The 24,601-nt window shown below is 63.8% G+C and carries 24 protein-coding genes; 2 read left to right on the top strand and 22 right to left on the bottom strand.

The genetic code is table 11. The features are described from left to right. Nucleotides 1-4: 4 nt before the first annotated feature. From hpnE to VKS22_11495, 14 genes are all read right to left on the bottom strand, one after another. The gene (gene hpnE / locus VKS22_11560) at nt 5-1,387 is read right to left on the bottom strand and encodes a hydroxysqualene dehydroxylase HpnE (protein ID HLW71245.1); all 1,383 of its coding nucleotides are present in this window, start codon (nt 1,385-1,387) and stop codon (nt 5-7) included. Between the two features lie 4 nt (nt 1,388-1,391). Continuing rightward, the gene (gene hpnD, locus VKS22_11555; GenBank protein HLW71244.1) at nt 1,392-2,270 is read right to left on the bottom strand and encodes a presqualene diphosphate synthase HpnD; all 879 of its coding nucleotides are present in this window, start codon (nt 2,268-2,270) and stop codon (nt 1,392-1,394) included. 9 nt (nt 2,271-2,279) lie between these two features. After that, entirely contained in the window at nt 2,280-3,227 is a 948-nt protein-coding gene (hpnC, locus tag VKS22_11550; GenBank protein HLW71243.1) for a squalene synthase HpnC, read from the bottom strand. After that, a complete protein-coding gene (locus tag VKS22_11545) occupies nt 3,227-4,390 on the bottom strand; it encodes a 1-deoxy-D-xylulose-5-phosphate reductoisomerase (GenBank protein ID HLW71242.1) in 1,164 nt (387 codons plus the stop codon). The genes hpnC and VKS22_11545 overlap by 1 nt, the downstream gene beginning before the upstream one ends. 18 nt (nt 4,391-4,408) lie before the next feature. Then, nucleotides 4,409-6,379: a squalene--hopene cyclase gene (gene shc, locus VKS22_11540; GenBank protein ID HLW71241.1), complete on the bottom strand. Its 1,971-nt coding sequence runs from the start codon at nt 6,377-6,379 to the stop codon at nt 4,409-4,411. 49 nt (nt 6,380-6,428) lie between these two features. Continuing rightward, on the bottom strand, nt 6,429-7,529 hold the full coding sequence (locus tag VKS22_11535; GenBank protein HLW71240.1) for an alcohol dehydrogenase catalytic domain-containing protein: 1,101 nt from the start codon (nt 7,527-7,529) through the stop codon (nt 6,429-6,431). Next, complete coding sequence (locus VKS22_11530; protein ID HLW71239.1) at nt 7,526-8,368, bottom strand: farnesyl diphosphate synthase; 843 nt, start codon at nt 8,366-8,368, stop codon at nt 7,526-7,528. Before VKS22_11530 ends, VKS22_11535 begins: the two co-directional genes overlap by 4 nt. Nucleotides 8,369-8,504: 136 nt before the next feature. Beyond that, nucleotides 8,505-9,506, bottom strand: coding sequence for an adenosyl-hopene transferase HpnH (gene hpnH, locus VKS22_11525; protein HLW71238.1), 1,002 nt, complete (start codon nt 9,504-9,506; stop codon nt 8,505-8,507). Nucleotides 9,507-9,551: 45 nt separating this feature from the next. Beyond that, a complete protein-coding gene (locus tag VKS22_11520; GenBank protein ID HLW71237.1) occupies nt 9,552-10,181 on the bottom strand; it encodes a helix-turn-helix domain-containing protein in 630 nt (209 codons plus the stop codon). 146 nt (nt 10,182-10,327) lie between these two features. Continuing rightward, nucleotides 10,328-11,356 carry a Gfo/Idh/MocA family oxidoreductase gene (locus VKS22_11515; protein ID HLW71236.1) on the bottom strand — a complete coding sequence of 343 codons (1,029 nt, stop codon included), beginning with the start codon at nt 11,354-11,356 and terminating at the stop codon, nt 10,328-10,330. Between the two features lie 2 nt (nt 11,357-11,358). Next, entirely contained in the window at nt 11,359-12,234 is an 876-nt protein-coding gene (locus VKS22_11510; GenBank protein ID HLW71235.1) for an LLM class F420-dependent oxidoreductase, read from the bottom strand. A gap of 102 nt (nt 12,235-12,336) precedes the next feature. Next, entirely contained in the window at nt 12,337-12,810 is a 474-nt protein-coding gene (locus tag VKS22_11505; GenBank protein HLW71234.1) for an HAD-IIIA family hydrolase, read from the bottom strand. 2 nt (nt 12,811-12,812) lie between these two features. Then, nucleotides 12,813-14,240, bottom strand: a complete 1,428-nt coding sequence (locus VKS22_11500; protein HLW71233.1) for an aspartate aminotransferase family protein — start codon at nt 14,238-14,240, stop codon at nt 12,813-12,815. A 153-nt stretch (nt 14,241-14,393) separates the two neighbouring features. Further along, entirely contained in the window at nt 14,394-14,813 is a 420-nt protein-coding gene (locus VKS22_11495; GenBank protein HLW71232.1) for a cytochrome c, read from the bottom strand. 883 nt (nt 14,814-15,696) lie between these two features. On the opposite strand from VKS22_11495, the gene VKS22_11490 reads away from it, so the two are divergent. Further along, nucleotides 15,697-16,695, top strand: a complete 999-nt coding sequence (locus VKS22_11490; protein HLW71231.1) for an ATP-grasp domain-containing protein — start codon at nt 15,697-15,699, stop codon at nt 16,693-16,695. A 21-nt stretch (nt 16,696-16,716) separates the two neighbouring features. Further along, nucleotides 16,717-17,904 (top strand): NAD(P)-binding domain-containing protein, encoded by a 1,188-nt coding sequence (locus tag VKS22_11485; GenBank protein ID HLW71230.1) that lies wholly within the window; start codon nt 16,717-16,719, stop codon nt 17,902-17,904. 102 nt (nt 17,905-18,006) lie between these two features. On the opposite strand, the gene gspM is transcribed toward VKS22_11485, so the two are convergent. From gspM to gspF, 8 genes are read right to left on the bottom strand one after another with little or no spacing between them, the layout of a single operon-like run. After that, nucleotides 18,007-18,699, bottom strand: a complete 693-nt coding sequence (gspM, locus tag VKS22_11480) for a type II secretion system protein GspM (GenBank protein HLW71229.1) — start codon at nt 18,697-18,699, stop codon at nt 18,007-18,009. Then, entirely contained in the window at nt 18,696-20,153 is a 1,458-nt protein-coding gene (locus VKS22_11475) for a PilN domain-containing protein (protein HLW71228.1), read from the bottom strand. Before VKS22_11475 ends, gspM begins: the two co-directional genes overlap by 4 nt. 38 nt (nt 20,154-20,191) lie before the next feature. After that, nucleotides 20,192-21,184: a type II secretion system minor pseudopilin GspK gene (gene gspK / locus VKS22_11470; protein ID HLW71227.1), complete on the bottom strand. Its 993-nt coding sequence runs from the start codon at nt 21,182-21,184 to the stop codon at nt 20,192-20,194. After that, nucleotides 21,178-21,864 carry a prepilin-type N-terminal cleavage/methylation domain-containing protein gene (locus VKS22_11465; GenBank protein ID HLW71226.1) on the bottom strand — a complete coding sequence of 229 codons (687 nt, stop codon included), beginning with the start codon at nt 21,862-21,864 and terminating at the stop codon, nt 21,178-21,180. Before VKS22_11465 ends, gspK begins: the two co-directional genes overlap by 7 nt. Then, nucleotides 21,861-22,334 carry a hypothetical protein gene (locus VKS22_11460; GenBank protein HLW71225.1) on the bottom strand — a complete coding sequence of 158 codons (474 nt, stop codon included), beginning with the start codon at nt 22,332-22,334 and terminating at the stop codon, nt 21,861-21,863. The genes VKS22_11465 and VKS22_11460 overlap by 4 nt, the downstream gene beginning before the upstream one ends. Continuing rightward, nucleotides 22,331-22,855, bottom strand: coding sequence for a prepilin-type N-terminal cleavage/methylation domain-containing protein (locus tag VKS22_11455; protein HLW71224.1), 525 nt, complete (start codon nt 22,853-22,855; stop codon nt 22,331-22,333). The genes VKS22_11460 and VKS22_11455 overlap by 4 nt, the downstream gene beginning before the upstream one ends. 40 nt (nt 22,856-22,895) lie before the next feature. Further along, nucleotides 22,896-23,333 carry a type II secretion system major pseudopilin GspG gene (gspG, locus tag VKS22_11450; GenBank protein HLW71223.1) on the bottom strand — a complete coding sequence of 146 codons (438 nt, stop codon included), beginning with the start codon at nt 23,331-23,333 and terminating at the stop codon, nt 22,896-22,898. A gap of 26 nt (nt 23,334-23,359) precedes the next feature. Next, the gene (gspF, locus tag VKS22_11445) at nt 23,360-24,586 is read right to left on the bottom strand and encodes a type II secretion system inner membrane protein GspF (protein HLW71222.1); all 1,227 of its coding nucleotides are present in this window, start codon (nt 24,584-24,586) and stop codon (nt 23,360-23,362) included. Nucleotides 24,587-24,601: the final 15 nt, after the last annotated feature.

Here is a 24,601-nt window from a genome sequence, read left to right as displayed (position 1 = left end):
GGGATCACGCAGCCGCGGCGGTATTCGCGCCGACCCGGGCAATCACCGCTCGCGCCGCCGCGTTGCCGGCCATCACAGCGCTCTCGATCGTGGCGGGCAGCCCGGTCTGAATCCAGTCACCGGCCAGAAAAAGATTCGGGATCGAGGTCTTCACCGCCGGCCGGTTGGCATCCGAGATCGGATCGGGGGAGATCGTCGCCTGCTTCTCGCGGAGCACCAGCGCCTTGAGGACCTGCGCTTCACGAGCCGCGGGAATCATCGCGCGCAGATCACGCATCACGAGTTCGAGGACCGCGTCATTCGAGCTTTCGAGCAGATTCCGCGCCCCGCTGATGACAAAGCTCAGATAGCCCGGATGATTGTCGTTGCGGCGGTCGAAGAGCCGGCGCTTGTTGAACAGCCATTGCGTCTCGGTGCCGATAAAGCCGACGAATGCGGAGTGCGTGACGGCGCGATCGAGCCAGAGGTGGACGCAAATAATCGGCGAGCTCTTGAGCACCGGAATGCCGCTGAACGCGGGATCCTTCGCCGCGCCTTCGGGCAGCAGCTTCAGGAGCCGATCCGGGGTGACGGCGGCAATAAAGTTGGCGGCGCCGAGGGTGCTGCCGTCGCGCAGGTGCAGCGTTGCGATCGTGCCTTCAGCGTCGAGTGCGAAGCGCTCGACGATCGCGCGGCAGACCACCACGCCGTCGCGCCGTTCGATAAAGTCGCGGGCGGCGTCACAGTAAAGCTCGCTGAGTCCGACGGTCGAGTAGAGAAAGGATGAATCGAGCCGCCGTGCGAAGAAGGCGCGCTTGAGGACCTCAGCCAGCAGGGCCGCCGACGCCAGCGCCGGCTCGTCGTTGAGCGTCGCGATCGCGAGCGGATACCAGAAACTGCGTCGCGCGCGCTCCCCCTGTTTGGTGAGATTCATGAACTCGGCCACCGTCATGCGCCGCAGGCGATCGCGCGCAAAGCGCCGCAAATACATCAGATGGAGGCCGGCCGTCATGACCTTTATGCGTTCGCGCAGGCTGAGGTGACGATAGCGCAGGATCGCGCCGGTCATGTGAAACGGCCCCGGCAGCCGCGCGGTGCGGAGTATCGCGCGATCACCCGGGCCCGCGAGCATCTCGATTTCGAGATCGCGCTGCGCGACCAGTCGATCGCGCGTGCCGATTTTGCCGAGCAACGCCAGCGTCTCATGATAGCAGCCCATCAGGACGTGCTGCCCATTATCGACAAAATCACCGCTGTCGGGATCGGTAAACGAGTAGGCGCGGCCGCCCAGCGCGGGCTTGCTCTCGAGCAGCGCCACACGAAACCCGCGCTCCGCCAGCGCCACGCCGGCGCTCAAGCCGGCGAAGCCGCCGCCGATAATCGCGACGTCTTTGGGTTCGACCGCCAAGGGCTCAGCTCGCCCGCGGGAAGCGCGTGCCCGCCCAGGCGCGGCCGACCAGGTAAAGTTTGCGCGGCGTCGAGACGCTGAGGCGGCGGTCGAAGACGCGATAGCCGGACTTCACGATCCGTTCGAGCAGCGCCGAGTAGATCAGGCGCATCCCCTCCGCGGCGATCATCGCGGGACGATCCTCGGCGGCCAGCGCCGCGCCCGCCTCGCGATAGAAGGCGCGGGCGCGCTCGGCCTCGAACGCCATCAAGCGGTTAAAGGCGGGGGTGTATGCCGACTTCAGGATTTCCTCTTCGCGCACGCCGAAACGTTGGAGGTCTTCCTGCGGCAGGTAGATACGCTCGCGCGCGGCGTCTTCATGCACGTCGCGAATGATATTGGTCAATTGGAAGGCGAGTCCCAGCCGTTCGGCGTAGACACGCGTGGCCGGATTCCGATAGCCGAAAATCTCGATACAGATAAGTCCGACGGCCGACGCGACGCGACGGCAGTAGAGGCGCAATTCCTCGAAGGTCGCGTAGCGCTTGCGCGTGAGGTCCATCTCGACGCCGTCGATTACTTCCTTGAAATAAAGCTGCGGGATCTTGAAGCGATGAACATTCGCGGCCAGCGCGCGCGAGACCGGCCGCTCGACGGCGCCCGCATAAACCCGATCGAGCTCCTTGCGCCAGCGTTCGAGCAGCAATGCCGGCGTCGCGACGGCGTCGTCGTCGGCGATGTCATCGACGAAGCGGCAGAACGCATATACCGCATAGAGGGCGCGGCGGCGCTCCGCGGGCAGCAGCATGAAGGCGTAATAAAAGTTTGACGAGGACCGGCGCGTGACTTCCGCACAGCGCGCATAGTCGGCTTCCAGAGCCCGTTCCTGAGCGGCTTCAGCCACAGCGCGTCCTCAGCCGGCCAGCCGTCCGCTGAGCGCGTTGCAACCCAGCCGCAGATAATCGATTTTTGTGAGCTTGGGCCGCCGCGTGAAGACGTCGTAGCCGGCGCGCTCGATCGCGCGCAGGATCGCGAGTCCGCCGCCCGCGAACATCAGGATGTCGCGCCGCAGCCGTCGATCAACCAGCCGAGACAACTGCGCGCCGCGCATCAGCCGGTCGCGGGCGAATTCGATCTCATGCTGCATCAGCGCGACGAACGCCGGCGACATCAGGCCTGCACGAAGGTCTGCGGGCGTGACGTTGAAGCGTTCAAGATCGCACCGCGGAAAGTAGATGCGGCCCTTCGTCAGATCGATCGCGACGTCCTGCCAGAAGTTCGCCAGTTGCAACCCGCTGCAGACCAGATCCGATAATTCCTGACGCTCGGCGTCGCGATAGCCGAACAGGTAGAGCACGATTCGTCCGACCGGATTCGCAGAATAGCACGCGTATTCGAGCAGATCATCGATCGTTTCGAAGCCGGAAAAATTCACATCGCTGCGAAACGCCCGCAGCAGGTCGGCGAACGGTTCGCGCGGGATCGCGAAGCGCCGCGCCGTGTCGGCCAGCGCGATCATCACCGGATGGCGCGGCGCGCCCGCATAGGCGAGGTCGAGTTCGCGCTCCCATTCGTCCAGCTTACCCAGACTCTGCGCTTTGTCGGCCAACTCGTCGGCAAAGTCGTCTGCGATGCGCGCGTAGGCATAGATCGAGTGCATATGCGGGCGCATCGCACGCGGCATCAGCCACGACGCTATTGTGAAGTTCTCGTAGTGCGAGCGCGCGAGCCGGGTGCAGTAGCCATAGGCCTCCGCGAGATTCGCGGCGCTCACTTCGGGAGGTGCCGCAGGCGCCATCGCAGTGGATTCGATGGCGCCACCCGCGTCGCGCAACGCCGCGCTCAACGCCGGACGCTGCACTAGGCTGCTGCGGCGGTGATAAGCTCGCGCGCCGCCATCCGCGCCCAGCCGTCGATTTCTAGAAGATCCTCCAGCGTCTCGGCCGGGCGATTGTCGTGGCGCAGCATGATCGCTTCGAGCTGGCGCGGAATATCGATGAAGCTCAAGCGGCCGGCGAGAAATGCCGCGACCAGCTCCTCGTTCGCGGCGTTGAGACACGCGGGCATCGTGCCGCCCGCGGCCAGCGCGTCATAGGCGAGGCGCAAGCAGGGGAAGCGCGAGGTGTCGGGCGCCTCGAAGCTCAGCGAACCGCATTCGACGAGCGACAAAGTCTTGAGATGATTCAACGGCAGCCGCTCCGGATAGGCGAGCGCGAAGGCCACCGGAATCGCCATATCGGGCACCGCCATCTGCGCGATTACCGAGCCGTCGATCATCTCGGCCATCGAATGGATCACGCTCTGCGGATGAATCACGACGCTGACCTGCGCCGCCTCGACCTCGAATAGCCAGCGCGCCTCGATCACCTCGAGCCCCTTGTTCATCAGGGTCGCCGAGTCGATCGTGATCTTGTCGCCCATGCGCCAGGTCGGATGATTGAGCGCGTCCTTGATCGTGATCGAATGGAAACGCTCGGCCGGCCAGGTGCGAAAAGGTCCGCCCGAGGCCGTCAGGATGAGCCGTTTCAGCGCGGCGCGCGGCTTGCCTTCGAGGCACTGAAAGATCGCGTTATGCTCGCTATCGACCGGCAAGAGCCGCACTTTGTGCTCGCGTACGGCGCGCGTGATCAACTCGCCCGCGATCACCAGCACCTCTTTGTTGGCGAACGCGATATCCTTGCCCGCGCGGATCGCCGCGAGCGTCGGCCGCAGGCCGAGCGCCCCGACCAGCGCCGACATCACCAGCTCGGCCTCCCGATGCGTGGCGACGGCGATCGCGCCTGCGCTGCCGTGCATGATTGTTGGCGTCAGCGGGCGAATCCGCTCGGCGAGGCTAGTCGCCAGCTCGGGAGATTCGACGGCGACCAACTCCGGTCGAAAGCGGCGAATCTGCTCCGCGAGGCGTTCGAGATTGCGCCCGGCCGCCATCGCGACGACGCGAAAACGCTCCGGGAAACGGCTGACTACATCAAGCGTGGTGACCCCGACCGAACCAGTCGAGCCGAGAATTGAGATTGCTTTCATGGCGCAGCCTGGTCCGCCCTAATGGGTGGCGCGCTCCGCCACCCGCCGGCGATAACGCCCAAGCGCCATCAGCGGAAAGTAGTGCGCATACATGTGGTATCTCAGGTAGAAGTGATTGGGAAAGCCGGTGCCGGTGAACTCAGTATCGATCCAGCGCCCGTCGCCATTCTGGTGCTCGACCAGCCACGCCACCCCACGCATTACACTTTCGCTGATTTCCTCCTCGGCGGCAATCAGGCCGATCAGCGCCCACGCGGTCTGCGAGGGGGTGCTCGCGCCCTTGCCCTTGAGCGCAGGGTCGCGATCGGCGAGACAGGTCTCGCCCCAGCCGCCGTCCGCATTCTGCACCGACTTGAGCCAGGTTGCGGCGCGCTTGATCCAGGGTTCGTTCACGTCAACGCCGATCGTGCGCAGCCCGGACAGCGCTGAAAAGGTGCCATAGATATAGCTTACGCCCCAGCGGCCCCACCACGAGCCGTCGGGTTTTTGGTCGCGCTTCAACCACGCGATCGCGCGGCGCGCGACCGGATGATCGGTGCGATAGCCCACGGCAGCCATCATCTCGAGCACCCGTCCGGTCAAGTCCGCGCAGGTTGGATCCGTCGCGGCCTCGGCGTCGGCGAAGGGAGCTTCGTTGAGCCAGTTTGAATCGTTGTCAACGTCGAAGGCGGCAAAGCCGCCGTCCTTCGACTGCATGCCCATCACCCAGTTGGCGCCGAGTCGAATTGCTTTCTCGCGCGCCGCCGCGTCGCCGCTTTCCGCCTCCGCCAGCACCATCAGGATCACTGCGGAATCGTCGACATCGGGAAACCAGTCGTTATGGAACTGAAAGGCCCAGCCGCCGGGTTCGAGATTCGGGCGCTTCACCGACCAGTCGCCCTTTTTGAAAATCTGATGATCGATCAGCCATTGCGCACTCGCAGTAATCGCCGACGAGCCGGCGGGAAGCCCCGAATCGAGCAGCGCCTTCGCCGCCAGCGCGGTGTCCCAGTTGGGTGAAACGCAGGGCTGGTAAAGAATCGAATCACCCCGGTCCCAGACCAGTTCACGCGCCGCCGCCAGCGCCTTGACCATCACCGGATGGTCGTTGCGATAGCCGAGCCCTTTCAAGGCCATCGGACTCAGCAGATAACACGGCTCGATTCCGCCCCACGAGCCGTCGGCATCCTGATGCTCGAGCAGCCAGTTTTCCGCATAGGCGATCGCGCTGGTACGCAGCCGACTGAGATGATGCTTGTCGTACAGGCGCAGCAGCTTGTCGGCGCCGCTCAGCACGTTGCGCAACGAGAGCATTCGCGCGCCCGGCCGCATCTGGAATTTCGTGAAATGCGGCGGCTGAATATAGAGTTCGAGCGCGCCCTCGCGCCAGTCCACCGGCACTACGGGCTTGCGCGCCTGCAACAGCATCAGGGCGAACAGCGTGCCGCGCGCCCACGATGACAGCTCGTACATGTTCAGCGGAAACCAGTGCGGCAGCAGGGTTATCTCGACCGGCAGCGCGGGCGTCGCGTCCCACGCAACCTGGTTCATCATCGCCAGGTAAAACCGCGCGAGCGTGCCCGCGTTCGCGATTCCGCCCTGGCTCATAATCCAGCGCCGCGAATTCATCATCGGCTCGTCGCCGGCGCGCATCCCGCTCAGCTTGAGCGCGAAGTAGGCTTCGATCGTGGTCGAAAGATCACCCGCGCCACCCGGAAAGAGCGCCCACGAGCCGTCGGGCTGCTGCGTTTCGAAGAGCCCTTGCTTGAGTTTTTTCTCCAACTCCGCATCGGGCGCAAGCTCCATGAAGCGATTGAAGATGATGTATTCCGCGTTCATTTCCGCATTCGCCTCGAGCGGTGCCTGCCAGTAGCCCTCGCGATGCTGTTCCTTGATCAGGGACTGTTGCGCGCGTTCGATCGTGTGATTGACCTTGGCGCTGAACTCGTCGCGCGCCGCGACGTGCGAATCATGCGCATTGCCGCCCGCTCCATATGAAGTTTGATCCATGATTACCTCCCTCCCCCAACTCCTCTACCCTCAAACTTCGCCCGCCTGCTTATGGAATTACCGCGCACTTCAGCGCCGCGCCGCGCTCGAGCAGATCGAAGACCTCCGCGAGCTCCGCCAGCGGCCGCCGCGCCGTAATCAGCCGTTCAAAGCCCAGCCGCGCCGTGCCGCGGCGCCCTTCGCCCAAAAGCTCGAAGGCGCGGCGCACGTCGCGCGGCCGGAAGTGGAACGGCGCGAGCAGCGTCAGATTGTCGTAATGCATCCGCCGCGTATCGACGCTCAAAGCGGTGCCCACCGGGCAGCCGCCGAAAAAGACCACGCGGCCGCCGGAGCGCACGCGCGCGAAGGCGTCGGCCCATCCCGCCACCTGCCCGGTGCACTCGATCACCAGGTCGGGACCATAGCCGCCGTTGAGTTCCGCAATCGCGGCCTCGGCCTCAGTCGCCTGCACGTCGATCACGCGATCAGCGCCCATCCCCGCGGCCCACGCCAGCCGCTGCTTGCCGCGGCCGGCCACCACGACCTCGCGCACGCCGCGCGCCTTAAGGACCATCGCGTGCAGGAGTCCGAACGCGCCGGCGCCCACGATCACGACGCTCTCGGATTTTTCCGGACGCGCCATTTCCTGCGCGTGGATCACGCAGGACAGCGGTTCGAGCAAAGCCGCCTCCTCGAACGAGAGTGTCGGCGGTTTGTGAAAGGCGTTGCGCGCGATCACATGTGCGCCGATCAGCAGGTAGTCGGCATAGCCGCCGAGCACCATCTTTGTCATCGCCTGGGGACAGAGATTTTCCTGCCCGCGCAGACAAAAGAAGCAATCGCCGCAGGGCGCGGTCGGCGCCGCCATCAGCGCGTCACCCACGCGAAAATTACTGACGCCGGCCCCGACCTCGGCGACCTCGCCTGAGAATTCATGGCCGAACGGCGCGGGCATCGGCCACATCGGATGGCCGCGGCGGAACGCCTTTAGATCGGTGCCGCAGCTCAAGGCGCACTTGATTTCGAGTAGAATTTCGCCGGGCCCCGGATGCGGCGGGACAACTTCCCGCAATTCCAACCGCCGCGGCTCGACCAGCACGGCCTGACGGCAATGCGCCCGCCCGTCAGTGCCGGATACCCGGTCCGCAGCGAGGGATTGCGCGACGCTCACAGCTTGCGCTCCACGGCGAAGGCCGCGATCGCCCGCAGCGCCTCAGCCTTGTCGCCAAAGCCGGCGAGGGCGGCGTCGGCCCGCCGCGCCAGCTCGCGCGCGAACTCGCGTGAGCGATCGACTCCGATCAGCGATGGGTAGGTGGCCTTGCCGCGCGCCTCATCCTTGCCCGTGCGTTTGCCGATATCTGCGGACGAGGCTTCGACGTCGAGCAGATCGTCGGCAACCTGAAAGGCCAGCCCGAGGGCGCGGGCATATTCGCGCAAAGCCGTCAGTTGCGCGGCGCTGGCGCCGCCGAAGCGGGCACCGCCACAGACCGCGGCAGTGAAGAGCGCTCCGGTCTTTTTACCGTGCAAAACCTCGAGGTCTTGCAAACTCAGCGTCTGGCCTTCGCCCAACAGGTCAATCACCTGGCCGCCGACCATGCCCGCCGAGCCGGCCGCCTCCGCCAGCTCGGCGATCGCCGCGACGATTGTCGCCGGTGGCGCGCCGTTGCCGTCGGCGACGACTTTGAACGCGTCGGTCAGCAGTCCGTCGCCCGCCAGCGTCGCGATCGCCTCGCCATAAACCTTGTGATTCGTCGGGCGGCCGCGGCGCAGGTCGTCGTCATCCATGCAGGGCAGGTCGTCGTGAATCAGGGAGTAGGTGTGGATCATTTCAATCGCGCAGGCGAAGTTCATCGCCTGTTCGGGCCTGCCACCCACCGCTTCGCAGGCCGCCAGCGTGAGGATCGGACGCAGGCGTTTGCCGCCCGCCAGCAGGCTATAGCGCATCGCCTCGAACAGCCGACCCGCCGCGCCATCGCGGGCTTTGACGCTGGCGGCGAGGGCTTCTTCCACCTCCGCTGCGCGACCGCACAGATAGCCTTCCAAATCGAACGCCGCAGCGGTCCGCGAACTATCCCGGACGCTGGTTGGTCGGTCTTGGACGCCCGTTTGCCGCTGCTTCATGCCGTCATTTGGCGCCGCCACCGAATCAGGAGAGATAGTGGCGCACCATCCGCCAGGAATCCTTGAGATTTTTGCCGAAATCCATCGCGACGGTGCCCTCGAAGCCCGAATGCAGACGGCAATCGCGGCAGCGAATATCCTGCTTGGTCCGGTAATACTCCCAGTCGGTCGCCTGGTGCAGATCCGCAAAGGACTCGTAATGACCGTTGGTAATCAGATAGCAGGGCCCCTTCCATCCGCGCGGATTACGCGTAACGGTGCTCCAGGGGCTACAGAGTAAATCGCGCTCTCCCGCCAGAAAATCCAGGTAAATCGGCGTGTTGATAATCTTGTAATTGTCGGCGAGCTTGCGCACGCGGCGGAACTTGTCAGGCATCTCTTCCGACTTCAGATAGATGTCATCGTTGGTCAGTACCTGGTAGTGGTAACCGGGCGTCAGCAGCATGCCGTCGACGCCGAGTCCGCTCAGGAACTTGATCAGCTCTTCCAGTTCGGCGCCGCCGGTCTCGCGAAACACCGTCGAGTTGGTCTGGACGCGATAGCCCTTCTCCTTGAGCATTTTGATCATCTTGACGCAGGTGTCGAAGACGCCGTCGCGATCAACCACGCGGTCATGAGTTTCGCGCATCCCGTCGATATGGATGTTGAAGCTGAGGTAGGGGCTCGGCGCGACCTGCTTGACGAAGCGTTCGAGCAGGATCGCGTTGGTGCAGATCATGACATGGCGCTTGCGTTCGAGCAGCCCCTGCGTCAGCGGCCCGATATGCTTGTACATCAGCGGTTCGCCGCCGCAGATCGAGACAATCGGCGCGCCGCATTCATCGGAGGCCGCGAGTGCGGCCTCGAGCGTCATCTGATCGCGAATCGTCTCTTTGTACTCGACGATTCGGCCGCAGCCGATACAGGCCAGGTTGCAGGCGTGCAGTGGTTCCAGCATCAGGACCAGCGGGAAATACTGTTCGCCGGCCGATTTCTTCCGGCGCACATAGCGCCCCAGGTCGACCATTTGCTTAAGCGGTATTCGCATCCGAAATCGATCCTCCTGCCAGCGTCCCCCGGACGCACTTCTGCGTTATTCGGTAGGTGCCGAATCACTGAACAGCCACTGCCCCAACATGCCCCGCGCGCCCTCGAGATCGAGCCCTTGATTACCCAGAAACAGGTAGTTCACCAGCAAACCATTGAGCGTCGAAAGGATGAACGCGACGGCCGTCTGCGGCGCGACGCGTTGCGTGCAAAGTCCTTTTTCCTGCACCCGCAAAACCAGGTCGGTCAGCAGCGTGCGATAACCCTCGTAAAGCGCCAAAACCTGCGCGCTTAAGTCCGCGGACATTTTCTCGTCGTGGAGCAGTTGTGCGACGAAAAAGCGAATCGAACTGGCATTCTCCCGCACAAAAAGCAAATAAAGTTCCATCAACTTCAGGATCTGCGCCTTTTCATCGAGAACTGCGGCCTCTTCGGCAAAATCCAGTACGTAAGGTTGTAGAAGTTGTCCTAAAACAGCCAAAAGCAGCTCTTCTTTAGTCTTGAAGTGCCAAAAAATCAGAGCTTTGCTGACTTTCGCCGCCCGCGCCACCTCCGCCATTGAGGTTTCATGGAAGCCGCGAAGCGCAAAGAGCTGCGACGCCGCCCGCAGGATCTCCTCGCGCGAATCCTGCGACCGCAACTCTACGGACGTCGTCGAGGCTTCAGTTTCATCCATCTAAGTTCACGCAATTCGAGCACTCCGGCCTCACTCCCCTAGAGCGCCTAACCAAGCGGTCAATGGAACACTGTAACCGCCCCGGCGACTAAGTCAAGAACGCGTAACCGAAGATTCGCGCAAGATTAAGAATTTTTCAGAGTGAACTATCGGGCCAGACTTATCGGCGCGCCGCCCCGGCTGGCCGATTCGCGCGCTGCAACAATCAAATCAAGGGCAGCTTCGGCCTCGATAAGATTATTTCGGGCCGTGTTGCCTTGTGGACCCTCGGCGATCGCGCGCTCGAACTCGGCCGCCATCGCGCCGAACCAGCTCGGATGATACGATTCGTCAGGAGCGTCCATCACCGAATGATCTTCGGGGACGCCTGAGCGCGCGGTCAGGGTCAGCCGATTCTCTTCGATCTCCAGCAGCCCATCGCCGCCGTAAATCGTCGCCGAGGTGCGCCGCACCGGCGCTTGCCACGACAGGTGACAGTAGGCAATTCCCGCCGGGAACTCGACGCGCAGATCGGCAACTTCTTCGACCAGCCCACCCGTCGCGCGCTCGAGTTTGGCCGAAACCGCCAGCGGCTGCGCGCCCCCCATCAGGTATTGCGCGAGATAACCGATATGCCACCCGTGATCGATCAGGATCCCGCCACCGCTCCGCTCGTCGAGCCGCCAGCGCTCACCACTGCCGGCTGCGGTTCCGCCGAAACCCGCCGCGCCGACCCGCAAACGTGTCAGCGAAACGTACCCGACCGCGCCGAGGCGTCCCGCGGCAATCAATTCACCGGCGCGTCGATAAGCCGGGGCGTGCTTCCAGTTGTGGACGCACATCAGAACTCGCCGGCTCTTGGCCGCGAGCGCGCGCAGCTCGGCGAACGTGCCGCGCTCGAGGCAGAGCGGCTTTTCGACCAGGACGTTGGCGCCGGCGGCCAGCGCTGCACGCGTCGCGACATCGTGATACGCGGGCGGACTCGCAATATCGACGAAATCGAGCCGCTCGCCGTCGAGCATCAGCTCGAGGTCGTCATAGACTCGAAGGTTTTTGACCAGGTTGATCGCTGCGTGACGGCGGGCAGCGACCGGGTCATGAATCGCGACGATCTGGACGTCAGGCCGGGTGCGCCATCCGGCCAGATGGGCGCGCGCGGCGACTTCGCCAAAGCCGGAAATCGCCCCGCGCAACATGATTAGCTATGGTCAATCCAGACCTTCGCCAGGTCTGCCAACTGCCGCTCGTATTGATTGGGTGTCGGCGAATCAAGAATAAAGATCAGGCGATGCGCTCCGGCCTCCTGATAGCGATCAATCGTGCGGCGCGGTTCGTCGTCGAGCCGCGGCACATGCATCGTGATTTCGAGCTTCGCGAAGTCCCGTCCAGCGTCCGCGCACATCTGCTTGAGCTTCGAGAGCTGGCGGGCCAGTTCGTCAGGGGGCAGACTGAGCGGGGCCCAGCCGTCGCCGAGCGCGACGGTGTCGCGCAGCCCGCGCTCCATCGCGGGACCCATGCCGCCCGCGCCGATAAAAATCGGCGGATGAGGTTTGCGGGCGGGCTTGGGATAGCACTTCACCGCGGGAAAATTGACAAACTCGCCGGCAAAGCTTGCTTCCGGCTGCGTCCACAGCTCTTTCATCGCGCGAATATACTCGCGGGTCATGGGCCATCGCCGCTTGAAGTCGACGCCCATGATCGCGCTCTCCTCGGCGAGCCAGCCGGCGCCGATCCCAAAGAAGAACCGCCCGCCTGAGTAGTGATCCAGCGTCGCGATAGTTTTCGCGAGGTTGATCGGATCGTGCTCAGGCACGAGGCAGATACCGGTCCCGAGACCGATTCGCGTCGTCGCGGCGGCGGCCAGCGCCAGGCCGATGAAGGGATCGATAAAGTGCGCGAGTCCCTCGGGCATCTTGCCATCGGGGGAAGCCGGGTAACGGGACTTGGTCACGACCGGAATTATCGGATGCTCCGGCAGAAAGAATGATTCGAAACCCAGGCCCTCGGCCAGTTTGGCGAAGGCGGCCGGATCGATCGAGCTTTCGGTGATAAACGCCTCGACGCCGATTTTCATGCTGGCCTCGTACGCAGGTTGTTGAAAACGATTTTTAACTGGGAGTCTTGACGCAGCTCGCAGACTCGCCTGCTCGGCTCCGTTCGCCGGGCATCGCTGCGCCTAGCGCTTGAAGAATTCTTGCGCATAAACAAATGTGCCGACGCCGGCGGCGGCCGCGGCACGCGCGTCGATCTCCTGGTCACCGACCATCGTCGAAGCGGCGAGGTCGACGCCGTGCACCCATCCGAGACTGGTGATCATGCCGCCCTTGGGTTTGCGGCAGTCACATTTGTCCGCGTCGTCGTGCGGGCAGATTTCCCACGCCGCGAGGATACCTCCGAGCTGGCGATCGAGCTCGCCGAGCGCGGCCTCGACTTTTTCGCGCTGCAAGCGTCCGCGCTTGATTCCGGCTTGATTGGTGACGACGAAGATCAGGCGATCACGCATCGGCAGGAGCTTCTCGCGAACCCCGGGCAGGAGCGTGATCGTGACATTGCCGCGCGCGTCAACCGGCAGTTGACGGGTTTCATCCATCGCGGCGAGGGTGCCGGCCAAGTCGAGGAAAAGTCCGACGTTCCCCGCGTCCGCGGCCATCTCTAGTTCTCCGCGCGCCAATCAACGTTAGCTTGAACCCAGCCGAAGACCTCGTCGAGGATCTCGGCGCCGCACTCGGCCTGTGCGCGCGTGATGACCAATGGCGGATTAATCCTGATGCGCGGGAAATAGCTCATCATCAGGAGCCCGCGCTTGAGCGCCTCCTGAAAAATCAGCTCCATGACCTTGCGGCCGAGCGGCTGGCGGGTTTCGCGATCGTTCACGAGGTCCATCCCGATTAGCAGGCCACGGCCGCGCACGTCGCCGACGAATGGGTACTTCTCCTTGAGGCCGAGCAGGCGGCTCAGGAGAATCGCGCCGATCTCGCGCGAATTTTCGACGAGCTTTTCGCGTTTGAGCGCTTTCAAGGTTTCGGCGACGGCGACCGCGGCGAGTGGATTTCCGCCGTAACTCGACGACGAGGCACTCGGCTTCGCGAAGGGCTCGGCGCGGCTGATCGCCTCGCCCATGAGCACGCCGGAGACCGGGAAGCCCGCGCCCATCCCTTTGCCGACCGTCATGATGTCGGCTGCGGCGCCGCTATGCTCAACGCCCCACATCTTACCAGTGCGGCCGAAGCCGGTGATCATCTCGTCCGCGATCAGCATCGCGCCGTTTTCTTCGGCGACGGTTTTGACCGCAGGCAGCCAGTCGTCCGGGGGAATTACGTTACCGGCCGTGCCCTGCATCGGCTCGGCGATGATCGCCGCGATTGCGCCGGCAGAGGCGTTTTTTATCTGCTGACGCGCGAAATCGACGCAGTAGAGCCCGCACGACGGATGTTGCAACTTGAAGGGGCAGTGATAGCAATCGGCGTAGGGCACGGCGTGCTGGCCGCCGGGCAGCGGGCCGTAGCCCTGCTTCGACTCGTCACCGATAAGTCCGAGGACGCCGCCGGTCTTGCCATGAAAGCCGCCCCAGAAACTGACGACCTCATGCTTTTTGGTCGCTGAGCGCGCGAGCCTGAGCGCGGCTTCGACCGCCTCCGAGCCGCCGCTGTACAGATGTGCGCGGCGGAGGACGGCGGGCGCCGCCTCCGTGAGCAGCTCGAGGGCCTCGGCGCGTTCGGCCGTGGCAAAGGTGCCGACGGTCAAGCGCGCTGATTGCCGCGCGATCGCGGTGCTCATCGCAGGATGGGCATGGCCAAGGCTCGCCACCGCGACGCCGGCAAAGAAATCCAGAAAAACATTGCCGTCGGCGTCGATCAGGGTCGCGCCGACACCGTGGTCGAAGGCGAGGCCGGCCAGCGACGAGATGCGCTGGCGTCCGGGCGCAAGATAACGCTGCTCGCGGTCGAAAATCGCGCGCGAATTCGGCCCCGGAATCGGCGTGACGACGCGCGGGAGTTTGGTCGTCAATTCAATCGCGGACCGAGTTGCAATATTGTCTTTGGCGCCCTTGCGCGTCTCAGGATTTAGAGAAAACGCCATCCGGTTAGCTCTGTCGTGCAAGAGCCTTTAAGTCAAGTATGGGAAGTCTACGGCGCCGGCGATCAAACAGCGGAATAACCTTCAAGCAGCGTTATAAACCTCGGCGATCTGACTCGGCCGGGTATCGCGACAGGTTTGACCTCGTGCTGCAAGTCAAGGGCTGAGCGCGGCCCGTACTGCAGGTGAGCGCTGGTGGGCGTGCGCTACCAGCATCGTCACCTGCCACCGCTGCGTGTCGGACAAGACGCTGCGGAATCCGGGCATGCCGGATAGCCGAATTCCGTGTGTCACCTTCCAACAAGTGACCCCCTCGGAATCGGCCGTCACCATCTGGTCTTGCTCGAATAACTGCGGCGGCTTGGGAAACATCCCTCGCGACGCGTCAGTGGGCGGCTCCTGCGGAAGACCGTGGCAGAACGCACAGCGTTCTTTGAAAATATGCGCACCCGCGGTCATGTTGGCGTCGTTGAATGGAAGAGGATTCCTTTGTGCGGCCGCATCCCCGATGCTCGCGCTCAATGCCATGTGGGCCAAAGTCGCCTCGAGTGGAAGCGGCTGCGCGGTGGTTTCCATCGAAACTCCGCCGGATTTCACGAACACGTATGCGCCGACTACAAATGCCAGAGTGGTTGCGACGCTACCAAGAACAAACCATCCCAAACGTAACGACATTCAGAATTTGTTTATCTCAAACGTCAGGAGATAGCGACCCATCTGTGCCAAACGTCCCTAGGACCGACGAATCGGCGAACAGCGCCCTCGCTTCCGCGTCTGGCACAGGAGCGCGGTTGCCGCGCGGCGGGTGCTGGTTACTTTCCTTCCCGCGTCGCAGCCCACCGGTCATCGTGAGGAACTTGGTGATGATGAATCTGCGTCTTTCGCGTTCTGTTTCGGTCCTTGCTAAGCGACCCAAGAAAAAACTCGATATCCTGGATATCAATTCGAGATCAATTCTACGCTACATATTGACACAAAAGATGTAAAAGCTGAATACTGCATGACATCTGCACTCCAGATGGTAAGCTCTCAGACCATAAGCGCCGCATTCGGAACGTCTTTGGCGGCCATGGGCCGAAGCGATAGACGCCGCCCTTTTTCCGTTCTAATTACCGCGACGACTTGGTGGCCGCTCTCCGCCCGACTTGCTATCCGACTTATCCAACACGGATGTTCCGTCGCGGCTTTGTGTCCTCGCGGCCACCTGTTGAACCGGGTCTCCGGCATTGGATCGCTCTATCGATATCGGGCGTTTGACTCTGGTCAGTCTCTGGCGCGCGCCATCGCCGCCCTGCGCCCAGATCTTATTGTTCCTTGCGATGACCGCGCAGTTTGGCAGCTGCACGAGGCCTTTGAACGATACCCTAGCTTCCGCCCGCTTATCGAAGCCTCGCTCGGTGACCCCTCGGCTTATGAATCGATTCGGAGCCGCGTCGACTTTATGCGCGTCGCGCGCGAATTGGGACTGCAATCACCTGATACCTGCAGGATTTTTTCGGCCGCCGACGTCGCCGCTTGGCAGATCACTCCGCTCCGGCCTGCGGTCGTCAAACTTGACGGCACCTGGGGCGGCACCGGAGTAAAAATTGTCACGTCCGCCGACGAAGCCGTCAGCAGCATCCGCGCGTTATTAAAGCCCCAGTGGCCCGGAACCGCTTGGAAGCGATACTTGATCAACGGCGACCCACTCGCCTTATGGGCGCGAAAGTCAGCCTCAAGGCCGGTCGTTTCGCTGCAAAGATTTATCCCGGGCCGGCCGGCCAACGCGATGCTTGCTTGCTGGCAGGGCGAATTACTCGGCTTGGTCACGACAGAAGTGATCGCTTCCCAAGGGCCGACTGGCTCTGCAACCATCGTCCGGCTAATCGACCATCCGGAAATAGCCGAAGCGGCGCGGCGCGTGACCGCGCGGCTGCGCCTTTCCGGCTTCCACGGTCTGGACTTCATTCTCGAGGAAGCTACGGGCTCGGCATTTCTGATCGAATTGAATCCGCGATGTACCCAGCTTGGCCACCTGATTCTCCCGGCCCAGGGTGATTTAGTCGGCATCCTCTGCCGCGGCTTGGGTCTGCGGACGGCGCCACTGCCCGAACCGGCGATCGAAGGCGACCTCGTAGGGTTTTTCCCACAGGCGGCGGCTTGGAATCCCGACAGCCCCTATCTGAAATTGGTTCAACATGACATTCCCTGGAGCGAACCGGCTCTCATCCATGAGCTGCTCCGCAGCTCATGGTCCGATCGGCGCCTTGTGATGCGTCTGTACCGCCTGTTGCGCGGCCTCAATCCGGAACGTGTGCCGGAGTTGGGCCAGGTCGACCTCGGATTGATGCTGCGCCCTCGCGAACGCGCCACTCGCCAGGCGCCGCTGCGGTGGCTGAGCAAGCGGAATCGCCGGCAGGCGGTCAAGTTTGCGCGGCCGGAAGAGGGTTCGCGCCCCGATCATGTCGTCGAGGGCTAGCAAGGTGCCCGACCCCCTCGTATGCCGGCTCGTCACAGCGAAGTAGCAATCGTCGGCGCCGGGCCTTACGGCTTATCCCTTGCTGCCCATCTCCGCGCCCGCGGCATCTCGCTGCGCGTATTTGGCGAGCCGATGCAGGTCTGGCGCGGCCAGATGCCCAGCGGCATGCTGCTCAAATCCGAAGGTTTCGCCTCGAACCTCTACGATCCGCAAAGTTCGATGACCCTGCGCCGCTATTGCGCTGATCGCGGTCTGCCCTATCAGGACGTCGGCCTGCCGGTGCCGCTCGCAACCTTCGTCGCCTATGGGCTCGCCTTCCAGCAGCAGTTTGTTCCTGACCTCGATCCCTCACGCGTCGACGCCATCACCAGTGCCGCTGACGGATTTGAGCTGACCACGGCGAATCGCGAGACCTTCTTTGCGCGCCGCGTGGTGGTGGCGGCAGGTATCAGCCATTTTGGCTGGCTGCCTCCCCTGCTATCCGGTCACCCCGCCGAATTGGTGTCTCACAGTTCCGCGCACGGCGGCTTGTCCGAATTCAAGCATCGCCGGGTAGCGGTGATTGGCGGCGGCGCCTCCGCGGTCGATCTTGCGGCGTTGCTTCACGAAGGGGGCGCCGCCGAGGTCACCTTGATTACGCGCCGGCCGGCGCTGGCCTTCCATGAACCTCCCGGTGGTCCGCGTTCGCTTATGCGCCGGCTGCTCGAGCCGCGCTCAGGCCTCGGCATCGGATGGCGATCATGGCTATGCACCTACGCGCCTCTGATCTTCCATCGGGCACCCGCCGATTTACGTACCCGCGTCGTCGAGCGTCATCTCGGTCCGGCCCCGGGATGGTTCATGAAGGACCGCGTTATCGGCCGCTTCCCGCTGCTGACCGGTTCGACCGTCAGCGGATTGAAGCTTGTGGACAGCAAAGTGCATCTGGAGATCGAAGATCAAAGCGCCCGGACCACCTCGATCACCGTTGACCATGTCATTGGTGCGACCGGCTACCGGGTTGACTTGGACCGTTTGACTTTCATCAAGACGCCCTTGCGGCGCCGGATTCGCCACGCGCATGGCGCGCCGATCCTCAACCCGAATTTTGAAACCAGCGTCCCCGGTCTATTTATGATCGGGATCGCTGCCGCTAACAGTTTCGGCCCGCTGATGCGCTTCGCCTGCGGCGCGGGCTTTACCGCCCGCCGCCTCGCCCGCCGCCTTTAGGATTCCAAGGCCGAGCCGGCGGCGTGAGGAAGAATCCGTGGATGCTCCGCGCGAGGTCGCGGAATCGTCTCGCTCCGCGCGGCAGTCGCGCTCCGCCAGTGTTTAGTCCTTGCCCAGGGCCATGCAGGTCATGTCGACATCGTAGGAATGCGTGTCGCTGGCGTGCGGGCGGATCTGGAGGTTGGAGACGGTCACGGGCATCGGGAGCGACTGCACGCCGTAGAGGCTATCGACCACCTGGGGAAGCGTGATGTTAGTGAGTTTGACTTCGACGGTGTACTGGCGAAAGCCGCCGGGTACGGCGTGATCGGCGGGCGTCAGCGAGACGATGCGATCGCGGTTGACGCTTTTGGTCAGGCTTTGCTCGACGACCGAGAAGAGCGAGAAGTTGGGTCCGTTGGGGACGGTGCGATGCTGAGCGGCGGCAAGCTCGCCCTGCAGGCGCTCGTAGACGCCGACCAGCCGCCGCACCTCGAGGAGATCGTTCCGGCGGGTGATGACACGGTCGGCGAGGCTTTGGCGCAGATTGACGATCGGCGAATAGACGAAGCCGTAGAGGACGAGCACGGCAACGATCGCGCCGAGCACGCGCAGAAGTAATTTCTCGCGCGGCTCGCGCTTGTCGAACCAGGTAGCCGCGGCTTCCCACAGGGGTGCGATCGCTTTCTGCGCGCGCTCGAACCACGGCTCCAGCGGCTGGGTCAAGGCTGCGGCGCGCGCGGCAAGGCGGCGGAGACCGACCGGCAGAGCCGGCGGCTTGAAAGTTAGATTGCGCAGGCGCTCGACGAGCGTCATTGCTGCCCCGCGGTGTCTTTGAGTTCGGCGCTCAGGCGGAACTCGACTTTGCCGGCGTTGGCGCCGGCGCCGGCGTGCTCGACCTGGATCGCGCCGAAGTTGCCGCTGCGCTCGAGCGCGCGCTTGATCAGATCGACGGTCGCGAAAGAGTCGGCGGAACCGCCGAGTTTGAGGCCGCTATCGTCAACCTGCAGCGTGTCGGCCTGGAGCGCGACCGTAGGCGGAATAGCGCGCGAGATTTCGAGCAGGACGTCGAGTGGCGAGCCATGGCCGAGGTTGCCGCCGAGCAGGCGCAGGCGATGATTCATATCGGCGATTTTGGCCTGCAATTGGGCGCGCGCGGTGGCCGCGTCGGGATTGCCGAGTGCGGGCGCAGTAACCGCGACGATCTGCCGATTCAACAGATGCAACTGGCGGGCGTCGACCGCCATCGCGAGGATGACGTGGATCGCGGCGATCGCGAGCGCGGCGATCGCCAGCCCGGTAGTCAGACGCAAGGGGCGCAAAGCGCCGCTGCGCCCGCGGAAGACGAAGTCCTGCTGGCGGAAGTTGAGCAACTCAAGCGGCGCCACCGGGGCCTCGCCGAGCAGCATCGCGAGGCAGGCGGCGAAACGCACCGGTTCACTGCTGACGCCTTGAATCAGCGCTGAACAATCGAAATCGCCGAGGTCGCGGATGGGAACTTCGAGCGCGCTCGCGAGTTCGTCACGCAGCTCGGGCGTGGCCGCGGCCGAGCCTGCCAGCACCAGGTCCGGCGGCGCCTGATCGGAGCTGTGGGCGAGCAGCGTCTGGCGGATCGCGGTCAGCATCGGAGCGGCGATGTTGGGCGGCGTGCGCGCGCCGGCGGGCGGTGCGAGTCCGCGGCCCACCGTGCGTAGCGAGCGCGGCGTGCCGGCCTCGTCGATCAAGACCATTGAGGTGCTGGTCTCGTCAATTTCCAACACCAGATGCGTGCCGCCGCGGCCATTGCGCGCGCGCGCGAGCAGGCCGGCGAGGGCGTGGGTGCTGAGCGTGACGGTCTTGGGATCGAGTCCGGAAGTGGCGAGCAGCTGGAGATGGCGATGGAGCTCTGCTTTGCGTGCGAAAGCGGCGATCACGAGACTCGCGCCATCCTGGCGGCCGACACGGGCGAAGGCGACCGCGGCGTCGTCGACGGCGAACGGGAGATGCTCCTCGAGGGCGAAGGGGACTACCTGGTTGAGGCGGCGGCGGTCGGTGAAGGGCAGGGTGAGAAGCCGCTTGGCGACTAGCTCACCCGGCAGCGCGCTGATCGCGATATCGGGCCGTCCGGTGGCGGCGACGATGCGCGCGAGCGCGCCGGCCAGGTCAGGCTCGTCGGCGGCGCGGTCTTGCTCATAGACGCCGACCAGTTCGAGGGCTTTGTAGGAGCGTTCGGCGAGCGCAGCGCGCACGCGGTCGCCGCTCAATTCGAGCGCCAGAATTCGTTGCCCCACGTGCTTTTCCCGCCGTCTCCCCGCCGTCGTGCCGGCGTTCAGTCCGCGTGCCAGTTCGATAATGTGAAGGAAGCGCCGCCGCCCTGAGCTGCTGCGCGTTTAAATGTCGCGTACACGCGCTTGCGGGCTCCGGCGAAATCCCCCTGACCCGTTATAGTAAAGTAAGTGCTGGTCGTGGTTAACAGGTTGCTCACGGGAGGTTTTCCGGCCTCAGGAATGACCCTGGTAACATCGGTCTGTTGATCGAAGGGCACGAGCGCACGCTGGTTGATGATGTCCTTGATAGTAACCGCGTCGATTTTAAGCGCTGGCGCCAAGGCCAAAAGCACCTCGGGCGGCGCGGTATTGAGGTTGACGCCCTTAGGTGTCGGCATCGCCGTCAGGAATTGAGAGAGGATGAGGAAGGTTTGGTCGTCCATGCCCTTGAGCATCCGCAGGTCGTAGATGGTGGGTAGGGCGCTGTTGCGCGGTTCGTAGGGCGGGATGAGGCTCAGGTAAAAATCGGCTTCAGCGCCGCCGGGAGTCTCGATACTGTCAGAGTCGAGCCAGTCGATCATGGTCGGGAGCAAATCGGGTGACAAATTCAGATTGGCAAGCAGGGTTGCGATAACCTCCGCGACTTGCTTGCTGGGCTGTCCGGTCTGGCTGTCGACCAGCTTGTTCAGGTTGATCTTGCGATCCTCATCGATAATCGCCAGCGAGACCGCGCCGCCCTCGACCGGAATGGGTGGGAAGGGCTGGGCCCAAATCTGATCGAGGCTGTCGTGTCCTTTCGGCTGGGTGGTCCCACCGCCGCCGCCCTGATTCTGCGGAGGATTGGCGAGGGCATTCTGAACGAGCAGGGCCAGGCCGACATTGACGCCCGACCGCGCGAGATAATAGGCGCGCAGCTCGTCAGCCTGATTCGCCGCACTGCGATAACCCAGGGCGGCCGTGGTGGTGAAATCCATCACCAGCAGGGTCATCAAGGCGACGGCCAGCATCGTCGCCAGCAGGGCGATGCCGCGTCGAGGTTTGCGCCCGGTCACCATTGTGCAAATGCCATTGGCAACGTGACCATGGTCGAGAGCCGCAGCGGCGCGCCGTTGGGGGAAGCGAGCGCGAGTTCGATCGCGACGGCCTCGGGGATTTGGCGGCCGGGCGGCAAGCTCTCCGAGTTCCAGGACTCGCCCCAGATATTGCCGTCGAAATAACTGAAATGCAGGGACAGGAGATTGTCGGCGAGAATGACGGTCGCGTTCGCGGCGGTGAGACCGCCCGCGGTGGTCAAGAGGCTGCTGAGCTGGGTGCGCGTCAGCAGGAACAAGCCGCGACGGTTGGGATTCGGCGCGGTGGCGTAAGTGACCGTGTCCTCTGCGCCAAAGCCTTCAAGCGAGCGGCGATGACCGGGATCCAGAGTCGAAAAGCTGATCGAGTCGAGCGGTGAATTGTTCTGCATGCGGCCCTGGCCGATCAGAGAAACATTGCTCGCCGTGACATTTTGGGTTTGCACCGCGCCGCGGATTTCGTTGCTCATCTGCCAGAGCACTGAGCGGCCCTGCTGCGCCGTGACGAGGCGGTTCTCGCCCTGGAGCTTGCCGGTTGCGACCGCGTGAAACGAGCCCGCGAGCATCACCATAATCAAGCCGAGGATCGCGACGGCCAGCATCAGTTCGATCAGAGTGAAGCCGGCCGCAACAGCAGGCCTCGAATGACGTCGCCGCAGGCTCATCCGGTGCCTAACGTCACACCACCCGGTCCGTTGGGGCCGCTCGGGCCGCCGCCGGGATTGGTCTGGTTGGGGGTTGGCGGCATCGGATTGTGCATGAACTCGGTCAGGTTGAAGCTCTTGCGGAAGCCGGGCCCGTAGAGCACCTGAACCTGGACGCGGGTGATGTCCGGAAAAAGCGGCGAGGGCGTGACTTCGCGCACCCAGCGGAAGTTCGGGTATTCGCCGGGGTGGGTCTGCGAGAAGTCGCCGTGGGTTTGGCCCGGGTTCGGAAAGCGCTCGAGTTCAGCTTCCGACATCAGAGCTTGTCCGAGCATCGCGGCCCGTGTGAGTTCCTGGGCGCGGATGACCGACTGCATGTCGCTATGATGGAGCGCGAGCAGGGCGATCAGTGCGATGCCGATGAAGGCGATGGCGATCATCACCTCAAGCAGCGTGAAAGCGGCAGTGAAATGGGTCGGACGGCGCCTCATCCCGCTATCCCGGCCATTGCCTGACGGCTCAAATCGCCGCGCGCGATCGCGGTGCGCCCGCTGAAAGGGTTGATTGAGAGGGTCATGACGTCGCCGTTGCTGTCGGAGAGATGGATCACCACGCCGTCGGCGATGCCGCTGGGGTAGAACTGCGAGCTGATGGCGCCGCGGCGGAAGGCGCCGGCGCCCTCGACCCAGACGTCGCGCAAATAGATGTTGGCCGGCAAGCGGACTGGCACTCCCGCGGGGCCGCGCTCGGGTCCAAATTGCGGCTGCACGGCGAACGGATCGAGGCGCGTGACGAAATAGCCGTTGTGATCGAGATCGAAGGTCAGGCGCAGCAGAACCTTCTGCGCGCCGGCTTCCTCGTAGAGGTAGTTCGAGCGGCTGGCGAGCCGCCGCGCCTCGCTCTTAAGCTCGGAATTGCGCAGGCCGCCGAAGTAGGGCATCGCGATCATCATCACGAGGCCCATGATGAAGAGCACGACGGCGAGCTCAAGCAGCGTAAAGCCGCGCGCCATGCGTCGCGCGATGTCGAGCCGCGGCCTCAGGCGGCGACGCTCATTGAGTGCTGCTACCGTCGATATCGGCGTTTTTGCCTTCACCACCCTCGACCCCGTCGGCGCCAAAGGATTTCAGCGTATAGCTGTTGCCGTCGCTCTGGTAGAAATAGGCATTCCCCCACGGGTCCGGCGGAACTTTTTCAATGTAGGGTCCCTGCCAGTCGTGCGGGATATTGCCGCTGCTGGGCGCGCCGATAAGTGCGTTGAGCCCCTGGTCGGAGGTTGGATAACTGCCGGCGTCGAGGTAGTAGCGGTCGAGGCCGCTTTTTAACTGCGAAATGTCGGCCTGCGCCTTGACGCGCTTGGCCTTGTCGGTGGCGCTGCGGAGGTTCTGGACCACGATGGTGGCGAGCAGGCCGATAATCAGGATGACGACCATCAGTTCGATCAGGGTGAAGCCCGGCGCGAACTGTGAGTTTTGGGATTTGGAAGTCATTGGCATACGGGCGACTCGTTTCGCGATCACTGCATCATCTGGTTGAGCTGAAAGATCGGTTGCAAGATCGACAGCATCATGATCAGGATAACCGCACCCATCAGGATCGTCATCAGGGGGCCGAGGAGGGTGGTCAGTTGTCCGAGTGAGGCATCGACCTCGCGTTCGTAGTTGTCGGCTACCCTTTGGAGCATCTGCTCGAGTTCGCCGGAGCGCTCGCCGACCTTGATCATCTCGATCAGCAGGGGGGGGAAAAGGCCGCTGCGCTGCAGCGTCTGCCCCATGCCGTGGCCTTCGCGGATACTGTCGCGGCTCTGCTCGACGGCGTCGGCCAACAGACCGTTGGTGACGACGCGCTTGACGGCGGTCAGAGCGGGCATCAGTTGTACGCCGCTTTCGAGCAGGGTCGCGAGCGTGCGGGCGAAGCGCGCGCAAATGATCCGCGTCATGGTAGGGCCGAGGTAAGGCATCCGCAGGATCCAACGATCGTAGACGCGGCGGCCGGCGCGGGTGGAGAGCCCGAACATGATGCCGGCGATGGCGGCGACGAGCGCGATAATGATCACGAGCCAGTAATTCGACAGGATGCCGGATAGGCGAATCAGCACGCGGGTCATCAGAGGCAGGGCCGCGTGCTGCTGATCGAAAATCGTCGCGACCTGCGGAATCACGTAGGTGACGAGAAAGCCCATGATGAGCATGCCGGCGAGGATCATGATGACCGGGTAGGTGAGCGCGCCGCGCACCTTGCCGACGAATTCCGACTGACGCTCGCTGTAGTCGGCGAGGCGATCGAGGACGGGCTCAAGGGCGCCGGCGGCCTCGCCAACGCGGACCATCCCGACGTAGAGGTCGGAGAAGATCTCGGGATGGAGCATCAGGGCGTCGGCCAGCGACGAGCCCTCGCGCACGCGCTCGCGGACCTGCGAGAGCATCCGCTTGATGTGGGGGCGGGTCGATTGATCGGCGAGCGTGCCGAGGGCCTCAACGAGTTGAACCCCGGCGCCGAGCAACGTGCTGAGCTGGCGGGTCAGCAGGGCGAGTTCGGGCGCCGGGAGGCGTCGATGGAAGGTCGGCAGCCATTGGCGGGGTGCCTGCGCCTGTAATGCAGCGTCGGCTTCCGCGGTCAATTCGGTGGGGAAGATGCCGAGTTCGCGCAGTTTGCCGCGGGCGGTGCGGGCGCTGTCGGCGTCGATGACGCCGCCAACATTGCGGCCGCTCGGCGCAAGTCCACGGTAGGCAAAAACCGGCATGATGGTTTCGGCCGC

This window comes from Candidatus Binataceae bacterium (genome assembly GCA_035308025.1).
Classification (GTDB): domain Bacteria; phylum Desulfobacterota; class Binatia; order Binatales; family Binataceae; genus JAJPHI01.
Note: the sequence above shows the minus strand (reverse complement) of the source record. Positions and strands in the feature narration are given on the sequence as shown.